The organism is Rhodococcus sp. Leaf247, from assembly GCF_001426185.1.
Taxonomy (GTDB): domain Bacteria; phylum Actinomycetota; class Actinomycetes; order Mycobacteriales; family Mycobacteriaceae; genus Rhodococcoides.
Genome location: NZ_LMRP01000003.1, coordinates 217562 through 232547 on the forward strand (window position 1 = coordinate 217562; position 14986 = coordinate 232547).

Below are 14986 nucleotides of genomic sequence, written 5' to 3' on the forward strand. Positions count from 1 at the left end.
GGTGGCGTGCGTGAGCGTGGCTGGACGGCGTGTCGGGGTCGATCCTGGTGCGCGAGAATCACAGTAGTTGTTTCCCGTAGCCGTGGTCACGCGACGTCCGGCAGCCGACGGTGGCGTACCGATCGAGGGTCGGATGTGTTCGGATGGACGGGTGACTTCGCATACGGGCGAGCCCCGGGACGACTCCGCGACATCGCTGGATCCGGAGGTGTTGCGACGCATCGCCGTCGACATCGCCCGCGAGGCCGGCGCGCACGTCCGTCGCCGGCGGCCCGAGGTGTTCGGTCGTGGACTGTTCGGGCAGGAGGTCGACGTGGCCGCCGACGCCGTCCAGTCCAAGTCGACCCCCACCGATCCCGTGACGGTGGTGGACACCGAAACCGAACACGTCATCCGTGACCTGCTGTCGCGTCTGCGACCGGACGACGCCGTCCTGGGCGAGGAGGGTGGCGGAGACTCGGTCGCCCCGTCCGGTGTCCGGTGGGTCCTCGATCCGATCGACGGCACCGTCAACTTCCTCTACGGCATCCCGGCCTACTCGGTCTCCGTCGCGGCCCAGATCGACGGCACGTCCGTCGCCGGAGCTGTCGAGGACGTCGTCGGGCGTCGGACCTATGCGGCCTCCACCGGATCCGGCGCGTGGGAATCCGAGGACGGCGGTGAGTGGAAAAGATTGCAGGCCAACGACATCGACGACGTCGCGCTGGCGTTGGTGGCGACGGGGTTCGGCTACGACTCGGCGCGTCGACGTCGCCAGGGGGCGATCATCGCGGACCTGCTTCCCGAGGTTCGGGACGTCCGCCGCATCGGGTCGGCGGCGCTCGACCTGTGCATGGTCGCTGCCGGCCGTGTCGACGCCCATTTCGAGCACGGCCTGAGCCCGTGGGACTGGGCAGCGGGAGCGCTCATCGCGGCCGAGGCCGGGGCGCGTGTGATCACTCCGTCCCCGCATTCGAGGAGCGACGACGGCGAGGTGACCGTCGCCGTCGCCGCTGGTGTGTCCGAGAAGTTCGTGGAGCTGCTGGTGCGACTCGGTGGGCGAGAGGCGATTCCGAAGGGCTGACCGTCAGCAGTCGACGGTGTGCGCGGCGGCCAGCAGGTCGATGTCGAGGGTGGGAGCAGGTGCACCCGGAGCCACGTCGGCGAGTGAGCGCACGACCTCCTCGCCGTCCGTGTTCGGTTGCAGCGCACGGAAGTTCGTACCGAGTGCGAGGTCGACCGTGTCGTCCTCGCGCGTGTCCTGGACGAATTCCGCGCACGGCGCGACCAGGGCGACCGTTCCGGCGGCCGCGATACCGGCCGGCCCGAAGCGGATCTGGGCGATGCACTGCATGTTCTGGTCGACGTAGACCGGGTCGTTACCGACCTGGACGTCCGGAGCGCTCGCAAATCCGAAATCGCTGAGGTCCGCCGCGATCTCGGCAGCCTGCCCGCCCTGACCGTTCGCGTTGAACACGCGGACGCGGGTGTTCGCCAGCGGCGCCGGTTGGGTGTCGGTGACCACCGTGGCGTCGACCTTGGTGCCGGGTTCCGCGGGGGCGGGTGCGGCCGGATCCGAGGGGGCCTGCGGGGCGTTGCACGCCACGGCGTCCGTGCTGGTCTCGGTCGCGGTCAACACGCGGATCCACACCGCGGCGCCGGCGAGCGCCAGGACGAGAAGCACGATGAGGATCGGGGCGGGACGACGGTGGGCGAACGGCCGACCCTTGTCGTCCGTCGACGAGCCGTGAGTGATGAGTGAGACCACGGAAGCGTGCCCTTCTGCTGATGCATGGCGCCGGCGGGATGTCCCGACCGCGTGTCCCGATCACTGTAGTGGGAGCCACCCGCCTGTGACGCGCGACGCACGGCGTCCGGGAACGGACGGGACACTGCGTGCGTTGGGGCGGATGACAGTGGGACAAGTGCAGGTCTGCAGCACCGTTCGGAGGCCGTGACACGCGGTGGGAGCAGGGTGTTTTCCATCGGGGGTCACGGTCGGCTATTGTCTGGCGGCCCGGAGGATCGAACACACGGCTCGGTCGGGCTCTTCGACCGCAGTGGACGTTCACACGGCACGCCCGGCCACCGCACATCATGGCCGTCATCCGGAAGGGCGACGGCTGCGAATAGGTGAGCGGACAGGTGAGGGACACCGGAGTTACATCGGTGGAAACCGGGAAGAACTACGACCGGATCGATGTTCTGTGACGAACACGAGTCGAGGACAGCGAACGACCCACATCGAATCCGAGGGTGTGAGTCCGACACGAGGACGAGTTCGTCGAACAAGAAGCGGTCGACGTCTTGCACATCCCCATTGAGGCGATCGAAAGAGATACGGGGAACCCGGTCTCAGTAGGAAGGTAAGGGGAAACACAATGGCTACCGATTACGACGCACCGCGCCGCACCGAGTCCGACGACGTCTCGGAGGACTCGCTCGAAGAACTGAAGGCACGACGCAACGAAGCACAGTCCGCTGTCGTCGACATCGACGAGACGGATACCGCGGAGTCCTTCGAACTTCCGGGCGCCGATCTCTCGGGCGAGGAACTGTCCGTACGAGTGGTACCGAAGCAGGCCGACGAGTTCACGTGCTCGAGCTGCTTCCTGGTGCACCACCGCTCGCGCTTGGCGACCGACAACGGCGGCGTTCTCATGTGCCGCGACTGCGCGGCCTGAGTACCGGCTCTACGAGGGTGGCTGCGGAGACAACGCCGCAGCCACCGCACTCGGATCACGGGTGCTGACCAGCCAGTACGGGGTGGGATCGCTCGGATCGTCGAGGACTACGAGCACCATGGGCTTGACCCACGACCTGTGCTGGACGAACGCCGCGGGATCGAGCTGGCGTCCCAGGGCCGCGCTCTTGGCGGTTCCCGGAACCTCGGCGACCCGGTCGATCACCGACAGGGGAAGAGTGGCCTTGCCCGCGAGCAGGAGTCGCTCGCCGTCGCGGTCGACGACCATCACGCGCATGCGACCCAGGTACGACACCACCCAGACGGCGAACGGAACCAGGACGACGTAGGGCAGCCACGCCATCACGCCCGGCGATCCCATGTGCACCTCGGCGGAGAGAATCACCGCGACACCGATGGCGGCGACCCAGTACCAGACGGGGACTCGCAGTCGTTCGCTGTAGATGACGGTCTCGCCCGTGGACCGGGCACTTCGTTCGGGGGCTACGTCGGACACACCTCCAGAGTAGTGGTCCGGCGAGACTGCCCGCTAAACCCCGGAGTCCGGCGGATCCGCCACAGGCACCGAGTAATCTCGACCGACGTGAGTGAGCCCGAGTTCGAGACGTCCCCGACAGGCGCCGCGTCGCCGTACGACAGCGACCGCGTCACGTCGGTGTCGGTGAAGCGGCTCGATCCCGGAATCCCGCTTCCCACCAGGGCGCACGACGGCGATGCCGGTGTGGATCTGTGTGCGACCGAAGCCGTGGTGATCGCTCCCGGTGAGCGCGCGATGGTCGGAACCGGCATCGCGGTGGCGCTCCCGATCGGCACCGTGGGACTCATCCACCCGCGATCGGGACTGGCTGCTCGTGCAGGACTGTCCGTAGTGAACACTCCTGGAACCGTCGACGCGGGATACCGGGGAGAGATCAAGGTCTGCCTGATCAATCACGATCTGCGGACGCCCATCGAACTGCAGCGCGGCGATCGCATCGCACAGTTGCTCGTGCAGCGAGTGGAGCTGCCCACGTTCGTCGAAGTCACCGAGTTGGACACCACCGCGCGTGGTGCCGGCGGATACGGCTCCAGCGGAGGACATGCCGTCCTCGCGGCCGAGAAGGAGAACTGAGCATGTTCGGACGCAAGAAGAAGGACGCCGACCTCCCGGCCGACGAGACGATCGTTGCCGAGGTCGCGGACATCGACGAAGTCGACGAGCTCGACGAGGTCGACGGCTCGGCCGGTGACGGATCGGGGCCGTGGTCGCTGGAGGACCTCGACGACGACCGTGCGAAGGCTGCCGCGAGTCGGCTCGACCTGGGTTCAGTCCTGTTGCCCCTCCCTGCCGGCGGTCAGCTGCAGGTGGAGATGACGCAGGCCGGCGCGCCGCAGGCCGTGCACGTCGTGACACCGAACGGTCGCATCACGGTGGCAGCCTTCGCAGCTCCGAAGTCACCCGGACAGTGGCGCGACGTGGCGACGGAACTGGCCGACACCCTGCGCAGGGACAACGCGAACGTCTCCATCGAAACCGGCCCGTGGGGCCGCGAGGTCGTCGGCTCGACCGCGGGAGGCGACCTCCGGTTCATCGGCGTGGACGGGTACCGCTGGATGATCCGCGGAGTCGCGACGGGCCCGGCCGGCAGCGTCGACGCATCATCGCCACTGGTCCAGGAGGCGCGCGCGGTGATCGCCGGCACGATCGTCGATCGCGGGACGGACCCGCACCCGGTCCGTACTCCTCTGCCGATCACGTTGCCCGAGGCTCTCGCGCAGCAGCTCGCCGCAGCCCAGCAGCAGCAGATGGCGGCGGCGCAGGCACAGGCAGCACAGCCCGCACCCGCCCAGTCCGCACCCGCACCCGCCCAGCCCACACCCGCCCAGCAGTCTCCGGCACCCGTTGCAGATCCTGAGGAGGACGTCCGGCGCCGTCGCGGACCCGGTGGCTCGGCGATGCAGCAGCTGGACTGACCCCGGTCAGGTCTGCTCGCGCGCTCGATCGAGCGCGCGGAGCCCCCTGCGGCCCAGTTCGCCCGGTTCCGACCCCAGCACGGCCAACACGAACGTCTCGAGCCGCGCTCGCGGGAACGCGCCGTGCCAGTACTCGGCCACGTGAAGAGGGTGGATCGGGTCGTCCACCGCGGCGACCACGCCCACAGGGACGGCCAGTGTGCCGAGAGCCGCCGCGGTCGGAGCGACGTACGCGGCGGCGTCGTCCATCGCGACGGGGAGATCCGGCCACTGAGCCCGCCACGAGCGAGTCAAGGTCCGCGACAACCAGGCGGGTGCCGACGCGGCCATGTCCGCGAGCGTCGCCTCGAGGCCTCGGTCGCGCAACGCCCGCGCCGTGGTCGACGCGCTGACCGCGGCGAGTGATCCGTCGGCCGGCCCGGACCAGGCCGGCATGGCCGCGACGACGCCCGTCACCCGATCGGGATGATCGAGGGCCCACTGCACGGCAACGGCGGCGCCCAGGGACACACCGCCCACGACGATCGGTTCGCGTCGCTCGTGCACTGCGGCGTCGAGCGCGTCCCGGTACCCGGCGACGACGTTCCTCGGGTCCGGGTCCACGGCGCGCAGCGTCCACCCCCGTGATGTCACCGCGTCGGTGAAGGAGTCCTCGACGAATCGGGCGTCGGAGCCCGTTCCCGGCAGCATCACGACCAGTGTTGGTTCCATGGTTTCCGCATCTTCCTGTGACGTTCATCGACTGGCGTGGCCGCGTGTGTCCGGGGTGTCGCAAAAGGTCTACAGTGGCGCTGACAGAACCGAAAACCCCAGCCGCGGACGGTCCGCGCAACCGCTCCAGGAGCACTCATGGCACCCGCTGCCGCAGGATACTTCCGCCGTATGGCTCGGAAGTTGACCGAGGACATCGAACAACTCGATGCCGAGGAGATGGAGTCGGCGTCGAAGGCGTCGGGCGCACAACGCGCCTGCGATTGCACGCGCGGCGACGAGGTCACCATGGTGGGCCGTCTTCGCAGCGTCGAGACATGCAGCAAGGCCGCCAACGCCATCGTCGAGGCCGAATTCTTCGACGGGACGGACACGATGTCCCTCATCTGGATCGGCCGACGCAAGATCGCCGGAATCGAGTCCGGCACACAGCTTCTCGTCCGTGGACGGGTGGGGGAGCGAGAAGGCCGCAAGGTCATCTACAACCCCTACTACGAGCTGCGCACCGAGGACTAGTGTCGCTGGACGGCGTCGCCGTCTGGCACCCTGGACTCCCATGAGCGAGTCGCCGAAAGATCCGGTATCCGAGGACGTCCCTCCCGGTCCTGCTACCTCCGAGGCCGAGGCGCCCGAGACGGTGCTGTCCCAGCTGGGCGGCGTGAGCGGACTCGTCTTCTCGACGCTGCCGGTGCTGGTCTTCGTACCGGTCAACTCGCTCGCAGGTCTGACAGCGGCCATCTGGTCCGCGCTGGGACTCGCGGTCGCCATCCTCGTGTGGCGGTTGATCACGCGGGACCCCATCCAACCCGCCATCTCGGGCTTTTTCGGAGTCGCGATCTGCGCGTTCATCGCATACCGCACCGGAGATGCGAAGGGATACTTCCTCTTCGGCATCTACACGTCCCTCGCGTACGGCGGAGTATTCCTCGTCTCGATCCTCGTGCGACGTCCGCTCGTGGGGATCGTCTGGGGTTTCCTCAACGGGACCGGGAAGGCGTGGCGCGACCACACGGCCGCCGTGCGTGCCTACGACGTCGCGACGGCCGCGTGGGTGCTGGTCTTCGTCGCTCGGTACGTCGTCCAGTCCCAGCTCTACGACTCCGACCAGACCGGCTGGCTCGCCGTGGCCCGCATCGCCATGGGATGGCCGTTGGCCGCCGTCGCGTTCGCCATCACGTTCTGGGCCGTCCGACGTGCCGACGCCGTCGTCGCCGAGGCCACCACGGAGACGGCCACGCCGGACAAGGCCTGACGCCGCTCCGGGTTACCGCTGGAGCAGGCCGAGCGCTTCGCGCAGTTCGTTCTCGACGTCGACGGTGGTGACGAACAGCAGTTCGTCTCCGCCCTCGATCGGATCGTCCTTCTCCGGAACGATCACTCGTCCACCTCGGAGAATGGTGACCAGCGCGACGTCCCTCGGGAGCGTGATCTTGCGGACCGGCTTCCCGGCCAGGGGAGTGTTGGCCGGCAGGGTGATCTCGACGAGGTTCGCCTTGCCCTGACGCAGGGTCATCAGGCGCACCAGATCTCCGACGGACACGGCTTCCTCGACCAGCGACGCCAACATCCGGGGAGTCGACACCGCCACGTCGACGCCCCACGACGCGTCGAAAAGCCACTCGTTGCGGGGATCGTTGACGCGCGCGACCACTCTGTCGACGCCGAACTCCGTCTTGGCCAGGAGGCTGAGCACCAGGTTCGCCTTGTCGTCACCGGTCGCGGCGATGACCACGTCGTAGGACTCGACTCCGGCGGCTTCGAGGGTGGCCAGCTCACAGGCATCGGCGTGAACCCACTCGGCCGCCGTGACGGACGAGGGGTCGACGTGATCGGCTTTGCGCTCGATGAGCAGGACATGGTGCTCGGACCTGAGGAGCTCGCGTGCGATCGACCGACCCACGGCTCCCGCTCCGGCGATGGCGACTCTCACTGCACAGTCCTTCGCATGGTGTGACGGCTACTGAACGGGTGGTGGCCGCACCGATTTCGGGCGGCCGGGGACATCCTCGGCACTGCGCTCAGTCCTCCGGCGGCGGGTTGCTCGCGAGCGCAACGGCTTCGGCGACCATGCCGTCGACGGCGGCGATCCAGACCTCGTCGTCCGCTTGGAGGACAGTCTTACGATCGGGAAGCAGACCCGTCCCGAAGCGGATGATGAACGCGACGCGGGCCTTGGTGGCGGATTCGAGTGCGGTGACGCCCTTGCCCACCCATCCTTCGCCGATGTCGAGCCGGGCGACGGCGACGCTGCCGGACGGGTCGCGCCACTTGGTCAGCTCGTTGTCGTGGATGAGCGTGTGCAGGAAGCGATCCGTCGTCCACGGAACGGTCGCCACGGTCGGTATTCCCAGGCGCTCGTACACCGCTGCGCGCTTCGCGTCGTAGATCCGGGCGACGACGCGTTCGACGCCGAACGTCTCCCGGGCGACGCGTGCGGAGATGATGTTGGAGTTGTCACCCGAGGACACTGCGGCCAGCGCGTCGGCCTTCTCGATCCCCGCCTCGATGAGCACGTCCCTGTCGAATCCCATGCCCACCACCTGACGGCCCGTGAAATCGGGGCCGAGACGGTGGAACGACGTGGGGTCGCGGTCGATGACCGCCACCTCGTGGCCGATGCGGGTGAGGGCGCCGGCGAGCGACGACCCGACCCGACCACACCCCATGACGACTACGTACAACAGACGCTCCATTCGGGGTTCTCGAACACGGTGTCGGTAACTGCGGGCAACGCTATCGGTCACCCTGCCCTCCGGTCGAGCCCGGTACGGCTTACTCTTTGCGATGTGTCCAAGCTTTCGACGGCCACCAAGAGGCTGCTGCTGGGTAGGCCGTTCCGTAGCGACACGCTCGGACATACGCTCCTGCCCAAAAGAATCGCTCTCCCGGTGTTCGCGTCCGATGCCATGTCGTCCGTCGCCTATGCGCCCGAAGAGATCTTCCTGGTTCTCTCCGTCGCCGGGATCTCGGCGTATTCGTTCTCCATCTGGGTAGGGCTCGCGGTCGCCGTCGTGATGGCGGTCGTCGTGGCCAGCTATCGCCAGAACGTGCACGCCTACCCGTCCGGCGGTGGCGACTACGAGGTGGCGACCACCAACCTCGGCCCCACGGCCGGACTGACTGTCGGCAGCGCCTTGATGGTGGACTACGTGCTGACCGTCGCGGTGTCCATCTCGGCAGCAGCATCCAACATCGGGTCGGCGCTCCCGTTCGTCGCGGAGCACAAGGTGCTCTTCGCCGTGGCGGCCATCGTGCTGATCACGTCCATCAACCTGCGGGGTGTCCGCGAGTCGGGAACGGCGTTCGCGATTCCGACCTACGCGTTCATGGTCGGCATGTTCGTCATGTTGATCTGGGGTCTGGTCCAGGTCTTCGTTCTCGGTGACGACGTGTCGGCGGAGTCGTCCGACTTCGAGCTGAAGGCCGACGACAGTCACCTCTACGGCATCGCGTTCGCGTTCCTCCTCGCCCGCGCCTTCTCCTCCGGATGTGCGGCGCTCACGGGTGTCGAGGCCATCTCGAACGGTGTCCCGGCCTTCCGGAAGCCCAAGTCACGCAACGCCGCCACAACGCTGTTGTTGCTCGGTTCGATCGGTGTGACGCTGCTGCTGGGCATCATCGTGCTCGCGCAGAAGATCGGCGTGAAGTACGCGGCGGAGCCGGCGACGCAGCTGATCGGTGCGCCGGAGAACTACCAGCAGAAGACGCTGATCGCGCAGCTCGCGGAAGCGGTGTTCCGACACTTCACTCCGGGCTTCTACTTCATCACGATCGTCACTGCCCTGATCCTCGTGTTGGCTGCCAACACGGCCTTCAACGGTTTCCCGGTGCTCGGATCGATCCTGGCGCAGGACAGGTTCCTCCCTCGCCAGTTCCACACGCGTGGCGACCGCCTGGCCTTCAGCAACGGCATCCTGTTCCTCTCGGCCGCGGCGATCTTCTTCGTGGTGATGTTCGGCGCCGAGGTGACCAAGCTGATCCAGCTCTACATCGTCGGAGTGTTCGTCTCGTTCACCCTCAGCCAGACAGGCATGGTGCGGCACTGGACGCGGTTGCTGCGGTCCGAGACCGACCCCGTGCAGCGCCGATCGATGCAGCGTTCACGCGTGGTCAACAGCATCGGCCTCGGCATGACCGGTGCGGTGCTGATCATCGTCCTGCTGACCAAGTTCCTGGCCGGGGCCTGGATCGCCATCGTCGCGATGGTGGGCATCTTCGGGCTCATGAAGCTGATCCGCAAGCATTACGACTCGGTGGCCACGGAGCTCGCCGACTTCGAATGGGACGGCGTCCTCCCGAGCCGCACGCACTCCATCGTGCTGGTGTCCAAGCTGCACAGCCCGACGCTGCGCGCGCTGTCCTACGCCCGTGCGACGCGACCGGACACGCTCGAGGCCGTGACCGTCAACGTCGACGAGACGGACACACGCGAACTGGTCCGCGAGTGGGAGAAGAGCGACCTCAGCGTTCCCCTCAAGGTGGTCGAGTCGCCGTACCGCGAGATCACCAAGCCGGTGCTGGACTATGTGCGCCGGGTCAAGCGGGATTCCCCGCGTGACGTGGTGACCGTGTTCATCCCCGAGTACGTGGTGGGGCACTGGTGGGAGCAGGTGCTGCACAACCAGAGCGCCCTGCGCCTGAAGAGTCGGCTGCTGTTCCAGCCGGGCGTGATGGTCACCAGCGTGCCGTGGCAGTTGAACTCCTCGGAACGCGCGAAGCGCGAGACGCTCGAGAACGCCCCGGGATCGTCACGACGCGGGTACGAGTCCACGGCCGAGCGACGGCGGTCGGACACGTGATCAATTCGTGGGTGGGCCGGGTGATCGAGGTCCGCGTCGGCAAGCCGGGTCACGGAGGTTTCTGCGTCGCACGTCACGACGGACGAGTGATGTTCGTCCGTCACAGCCTGCCCGGAGAGCTGGTCCGTGCGCAGGTCACCGAGGATCAGGGCAAGTCGTTCTGCCGGGCGGACGCCGTCGAGATCATCGAGGCGTCGCCGGACCGGATCGACCCGCTGTGTCCGATCGCCGGCCCCGGCGGTTCGGGATGCTGCGACTTCTCGTTCGGTACGGCCGAGGCCGTCCGGGACATCAAGGCGTCCGTCGTGGCGGAGCAACTGGACCGCGTCGCCGGCATCACGCGAACCGTCGAGGTCGAGTCGTTGGGGGAGCAGACCGGATGGCGGACACGTATACGTCTCGGAGTCGACGACGACGGCCGAGCGGGATTCCATCGTCTCCGTAGTTCGCAGATCGTCACCGAACTCGCCTGCCCGCAGGCCGTTCCGGGCATGTACGACGGTCTCGCCGACCGGACGTGGACACCCGATGCGGATCTCGCCGTGGCGATCGACGCCGACGGGGTGCGGCACGTCGTCGAGATCGCACCGGCGCCGGCGCGTCGGGTGCGTGCCGACACGGGCCGCCGCGGAGCGTCGTCACGTCGAGCCGCGTCGTCCGGAGACCGAGCGCACCGCGTGAAGGAGGGCACCGGCCGCGCGGTCGAGCGCGTCGGAACCAGGCAGTGGACTGTCGATTCCTCGGGGTTCTGGCAGGCACACACGGCCGCGGCCACCCGATACGGCGAGGTCGTCCGCGCGTGGTCCGGGGCCGAGAGCGGCGACACGGCATGGGACCTCTACGCGGGAGCCGGGACATTCGCGTCGGCTCTCGGCGAGCAGGTGGGTTCGACGGGTGCCGTCGCGGCCGTCGAGTTCTCGCACAAGGCCGTCGTGGACGGCCGCGCCGCGATGCCCGACCTTCCCTGGGTGGCCATGCAGGCGGCGCCGGTGGAGCGCGCGGTGTCGACTCTGCCCGCCGGTCCGTCCGTCGTCGTCCTGGACCCGCCACGATCGGGCGCCGGCAAGCAGGTCGTCGCCGCTGTCGCCGGGGCACAGCCGCGTCGTATCGTGCACATCGGCTGCGACCCGGCCTCCTTCGCACGGGATGCCGGCCTGTATCTCTCGAACGGCTACCGCCTCGAGAACCTGAGGGCCTTCGACGCGTTTCCGATGACCAGCCACGTCGAATGCATCGGACTGTTCGTCCGCTGACTCACTTCGCGTTGTAGAGACGCATCGTGACGGGTCCGAAGACGGCGAGCAGGCCGAGCGACCAGATTCCCGTCCACATGAGGGCATCGGTGTCGATCACGCCGTCGGCGAACCCTCGCAGCGTCGTCACCAGGTGCGAGACCGGATTGACCGATACGAAGGCTTGCAGCCAGCCCGGCATGGTGGTGGGGTCGACGAAGATGTTGCTGGCGAACGTCAGTGGGAACAGCACCAACATCGACACGCTCATGACAGCCGTCTCGCTGCGCAGCATCAGGGCGAACATCGTCCAGACCCACGAGACGCAGAACGAGAACACCAGCAGGAGCCCCACCGACGCCGCCATGCCGACGACACCGCCGGCGGGACGGAATCCCAGTGCCAGGCCGAGCGCGAGAACGATCGTCGAGGCCAGGGTGTAGCGAACCACGTCCCCGAGCAGAGCCCCGACCAGCGGCGCCGGACGCCAAACCGGCAGCGACCGGAATCTGTCGAAGACGCCCTTCTCGATGTCCTTGTTCAAGGTCATACCGGTGTACATGGTGATCATCACCACCGTCTGGACCAGGATTCCGGGTAGTAGGAACTGGATGTAGGCGCTGGTGGAGCCGGCGAGCGCGCCGCCGAACAGGAACGTGAACATCAGCGTGAACATGATCGGGAACATCGTGACGTCGAACAGTTGCTCCGGCACGTGCTTGATCTTCAGCAGTGCCCGCCAGCCGAAGGACAGAGCTGCCGACGTCGAGGACGGCCGGGGCGGTCGCGGACCCGAATCGCGCAGCAGGTCCGCGATGGTCGGCGCCGACACGCGTGCGGTGGTCGGATCGTTCGTGGTCGTCATGTCAGGATGCCTCCAGTTCGGTGGTGCGACCGGTCAGAGCCAGGAACACTTCGTCGAGGCTCGGCTGCCCGAGGGCGTAGGTGGACACGTCGACCCCGGCCTCGGTCAGCGCACTTAGGGCGCGGGCGACCAGTGCGGTGTCGTCGACGAGGGCCGTCAGAGTCGACGGATCCGACTCCTGCGTGATGTCCGTCCCCAGCGTCGACCGCAGAATCCGCGCGGCATCGTCGCGCTGCACCGCGTCGGCGACGCGGACGTGCAGGGACCCCGTGCCGACCGACGCCTTGAGCTGCGCCGTGGTGCCCTCGGCGATGACCTTGCCCCGGTCGATGACCGCGACCCGATCGGCCAGTTGATCGGCCTCATCGAGGTACTGCGTGGTCAGCAACACCGTGGTGCCACCCGCGACGAGTGACCTCACGATCTCCCACACCTGGTTACGGCTGCGAGGGTCGAGCCCCGTGGTCGGCTCGTCGAGGAACATCAGTTCGGGTGTGACCAGGAGGCTCGCCGCGATGTCGAGACGACGACGCATCCCGCCCGAGTACGTCTTGACCTGTTTCTTTTCGGCCTCCACGAGATCGAAGACGTGGAGCAGGAGCTCGGCGCGGTCACGCGCCGCCGGACGGGTGAATCCGAACAACCGACCGAGCAGGACCAGATTCTCGCCTCCCGTCAGGTCCTCGTCGAGGGACGCGAACTGGCCTGTCAACGCCACTTTCGAGCGCACGGCGTCCGGTTCGGTGGCGACGTCGTGGCCCAGCACACGTGCCCGACCACCGTCGATGCCGGTCAAGGTGGCGAGCATGCGCATCGTCGTCGTCTTCCCGGCCCCGTTGGGCCCGAGCACGCCGTAGACACCGCCGCGCGGTACCGAGAGGTCGACGCCGTCGACCGCGACGGTGTCCCCGAACTTCTTGATCAACCCGTCCGCCTCGATAGCGGTCTCTCGTGTCGTCGTCATGAGTGTCCTGACTCTTCCGGCAGCCCGAATTCATCGGTATGTCCGGAAATCGGAGGTATCGACTTCGCCGCGAATCGTGACGCAGGGTTCGTGTCGACGCAACGGGTTTTCTGCCGCGTACGGGTCTACCGATCCGTGTCGGCACCGGTGACGAATCACGTTGTGGAAGGTCGCGACGCTCGTTTTCGACGTACGAGGCGGCGACATGGCGAGCGAGATCATCGAGGTAGTGAGGATGTGCGATCGATGAGCACTAGTCTCATGGTCGATGAACTCGACCAGAAACTCTTCGCGGACGGCCTGCGCACTGTGAGTGCCGAGGGAACGACCGCAGACGACGCCGGCTCGTCCGACGCGCGACACCGTCGCGAGTCCGTCTCCGATCCGTCGTGTCCGGTGCCCGATCCGGATCTCAAGCGACGACGACTCGCCGAGGCGGACGTGCTCCGGGGACTGCTCGCGCGCGTCGCCGACGGTGATCGACGCGCGTTCGCGGACCTGTACGACGCGACTTCGGCGCGTGTGTTCGGCATGGTTCTGCGAGTCCTCAGGGATCCCGGTTTCAGCGAAGAGACTGCTCAGGAAGTGTTCCTGCAGATCTGGAAGACGGCCGACCGTTACGACCCGGCCCAGGGCTCGCCGCTCGCGTGGATGATGACGCTGGCCCACCGCCGCGCCGTCGACCGGGTCCGGTCGGAACAGTCCGGAACGGACCGTGAAGCGCTCTACGGATCCTCCACGCACAGCCCCGCACACGACCAGGTTCTGGAGTCGGTGACCCAGACGCTCGAGTCGGAGTCCGTGGTCCGGTGCCTGGACACCTTGACGGAGACGCAGCGCGAATCCGTCCGCATGGCGTACTACAGCGGATTGACCTATCGGGAAGTGGCCGAGCGTCTCGGCGTCGCCGTCCCGACGGTGAAGTCCCGTATCAGAGATGGACTGATCAAGTTGAAGAATTGTCTGGGGGTGGACACCGGTGAGTGACGAGATCGGTCGCCATCGTCGCGACGACGACGAAACATCCGTGGTGGACGACGCCTACGCCTATGCCTTGGACGCTGTCAGCCTGTCGGAGCGTGCGGAGATCGAGAGTCGCCTCGCGCGGTCCGACGACGCGACCCGTGCCTGGTTCGAGAGCATCGTCGCCTCCGTCGACGAGACGATGGCGCTCTCCGCGGCGACGTCCGCCGCCGAACCTCCCTCGACTTTGCGGTCGAGCATTCTGGACGCCCTCGAGTCGACACCTCAGGACCGTGTCCGGTCGGAGCCGTCCGGCGATCCGAGCCCGGAGCTCGCGCCCGTCGTCTCGCTCGACGATCGCCGACGGAAGCGTTTCCGCGTTCTCGCTGCCGCCGCCGCGGCCGTGGTGGTCGTCGGTGTCGGCGGAACCGTCGTGACCCAACAATTGTCCGGACCGTCGTCGTCCCCGACGTCCCAGGTGCTCGCATCGGACGATGTGCGGTCCAGCACGGTCGAGGTCGCCGGCGGCGGCACCGCGACGGTGCGATGGTCCCGTTCGCAGGATGCTGCCGTCGTCACCTTGGACGGGCTGGCGTCTCCGGGCGAGGGCAAGGTCTTCGAGATGTGGCTGATCGGCAGCGATCCCGCACCTCGTCCGGCCGGACTCGTTCCCGAGTCGTCCGCGACTGCCGCCGACGAACATGTCGTGAGCGGACTCGACGGCATGACGACGTGGGCGGTGACGGTGGAGCCCGAGTCCGGGTCCGACGCACCGACCACGACCCCCATCGCCGCGGTCACGCTCGACGCCTGACG

The 14986-nt window shown here is 67.5% G+C and carries 17 protein-coding genes; 10 read left to right on the forward strand and 7 right to left on the reverse strand.

Annotated features, from left to right (window positions below):
• Positions 1-133 precede the first annotated feature (133 nt).
• On the forward strand, positions 134-1063 hold the full coding sequence (locus tag ASG64_RS16325) for an inositol monophosphatase family protein (RefSeq protein WP_082518610.1): 930 nt from the start codon (positions 134-136) through the stop codon (positions 1061-1063).
• Between the two features lie 3 nt (positions 1064-1066).
• Here the strand turns inward: ASG64_RS16325 and cei are convergent, their stop codons facing one another.
• Positions 1067-1747 carry an envelope integrity protein Cei gene (gene cei / locus ASG64_RS16330; RefSeq protein WP_056074645.1) on the reverse strand — a complete coding sequence of 227 codons (681 nt, stop codon included), beginning with the start codon at positions 1745-1747 and terminating at the stop codon, positions 1067-1069.
• Positions 1748-2360: 613 nt separating this feature from the next.
• On the opposite strand from cei, the gene ASG64_RS16335 reads away from it, so the two are divergent.
• Positions 2361-2663: a DUF4193 domain-containing protein gene (locus tag ASG64_RS16335; RefSeq protein WP_042572654.1), complete on the forward strand. Its 303-nt coding sequence runs from the start codon at positions 2361-2363 to the stop codon at positions 2661-2663.
• 9 nt (positions 2664-2672) lie between these two features.
• On the opposite strand, the gene ASG64_RS16340 is transcribed toward ASG64_RS16335, so the two are convergent.
• A complete protein-coding gene (locus ASG64_RS16340; RefSeq protein WP_042572655.1) occupies positions 2673-3179 on the reverse strand; it encodes a DUF3093 domain-containing protein in 507 nt (168 codons plus the stop codon).
• A 159-nt stretch (positions 3180-3338) separates the two neighbouring features.
• Here ASG64_RS16340 and dut point away from each other — a divergent pair, with 159 nt between their 5' ends.
• Complete coding sequence (dut, locus tag ASG64_RS16345; RefSeq protein ID WP_042572736.1) at positions 3339-3794, forward strand: dUTP diphosphatase; 456 nt, start codon at positions 3339-3341, stop codon at positions 3792-3794.
• A 2-nt stretch (positions 3795-3796) separates the two neighbouring features.
• A complete protein-coding gene (locus ASG64_RS16350) occupies positions 3797-4636 on the forward strand; it encodes a DUF3710 domain-containing protein (protein WP_056074646.1) in 840 nt (279 codons plus the stop codon).
• A 6-nt stretch (positions 4637-4642) separates the two neighbouring features.
• On the opposite strand, the gene ASG64_RS16355 is transcribed toward ASG64_RS16350, so the two are convergent.
• Complete coding sequence (locus tag ASG64_RS16355; RefSeq protein ID WP_056074648.1) at positions 4643-5347, reverse strand: alpha/beta fold hydrolase; 705 nt, start codon at positions 5345-5347, stop codon at positions 4643-4645.
• Positions 5348-5485: 138 nt separating this feature from the next.
• On the opposite strand from ASG64_RS16355, the gene ASG64_RS16360 reads away from it, so the two are divergent.
• Together ASG64_RS16360 and ASG64_RS16365 are read left to right on the forward strand one after the other, a co-directional pair.
• Positions 5486-5863, forward strand: coding sequence for an OB-fold nucleic acid binding domain-containing protein (locus tag ASG64_RS16360; protein ID WP_042572658.1), 378 nt, complete (start codon positions 5486-5488; stop codon positions 5861-5863).
• Positions 5864-5903: 40 nt separating this feature from the next.
• A complete protein-coding gene (locus ASG64_RS16365; RefSeq protein ID WP_082518556.1) occupies positions 5904-6599 on the forward strand; it encodes a DUF3159 domain-containing protein in 696 nt (231 codons plus the stop codon).
• Between the two features lie 12 nt (positions 6600-6611).
• On the opposite strand, the gene ASG64_RS16370 is transcribed toward ASG64_RS16365, so the two are convergent.
• Positions 6612-7277: a potassium channel family protein gene (locus ASG64_RS16370; RefSeq protein WP_042572659.1), complete on the reverse strand. Its 666-nt coding sequence runs from the start codon at positions 7275-7277 to the stop codon at positions 6612-6614.
• Between the two features lie 88 nt (positions 7278-7365).
• Positions 7366-8028 carry a potassium channel family protein gene (locus ASG64_RS16375; protein WP_042572738.1) on the reverse strand — a complete coding sequence of 221 codons (663 nt, stop codon included), beginning with the start codon at positions 8026-8028 and terminating at the stop codon, positions 7366-7368.
• A gap of 105 nt (positions 8029-8133) precedes the next feature.
• Here ASG64_RS16375 and ASG64_RS16380 point away from each other — a divergent pair, with 105 nt between their 5' ends.
• Both ASG64_RS16380 and ASG64_RS16385 read left to right on the forward strand, forming a co-directional pair.
• Positions 8134-10146: an APC family permease gene (locus ASG64_RS16380; RefSeq protein WP_056074650.1), complete on the forward strand. Its 2013-nt coding sequence runs from the start codon at positions 8134-8136 to the stop codon at positions 10144-10146.
• Complete coding sequence (locus tag ASG64_RS16385; RefSeq protein WP_056074653.1) at positions 10143-11399, forward strand: class I SAM-dependent RNA methyltransferase; 1257 nt, start codon at positions 10143-10145, stop codon at positions 11397-11399. Before ASG64_RS16380 ends, ASG64_RS16385 begins: the two co-directional genes overlap by 4 nt.
• Before the next feature lies 1 nt (position 11400).
• Here the strand turns inward: ASG64_RS16385 and ASG64_RS16390 are convergent, their stop codons facing one another.
• Entirely contained in the window at positions 11401-12243 is an 843-nt protein-coding gene (locus ASG64_RS16390) for an ABC transporter permease (protein ID WP_042572662.1), read from the reverse strand.
• Position 12244: 1 nt separating this feature from the next.
• Positions 12245-13207, reverse strand: coding sequence for an ATP-binding cassette domain-containing protein (locus ASG64_RS16395; protein ID WP_056074654.1), 963 nt, complete (start codon positions 13205-13207; stop codon positions 12245-12247).
• A gap of 261 nt (positions 13208-13468) precedes the next feature.
• Here ASG64_RS16395 and ASG64_RS16400 point away from each other — a divergent pair, with 261 nt between their 5' ends.
• Positions 13469-14194 (forward strand): sigma-70 family RNA polymerase sigma factor, encoded by a 726-nt coding sequence (locus ASG64_RS16400; protein ID WP_327212907.1) that lies wholly within the window; start codon positions 13469-13471, stop codon positions 14192-14194.
• Positions 14187-14984: an anti-sigma factor gene (locus ASG64_RS16405; protein ID WP_052493059.1), complete on the forward strand. Its 798-nt coding sequence runs from the start codon at positions 14187-14189 to the stop codon at positions 14982-14984. The genes ASG64_RS16400 and ASG64_RS16405 overlap by 8 nt, the downstream gene beginning before the upstream one ends.
• Positions 14985-14986: the final 2 nt, after the last annotated feature.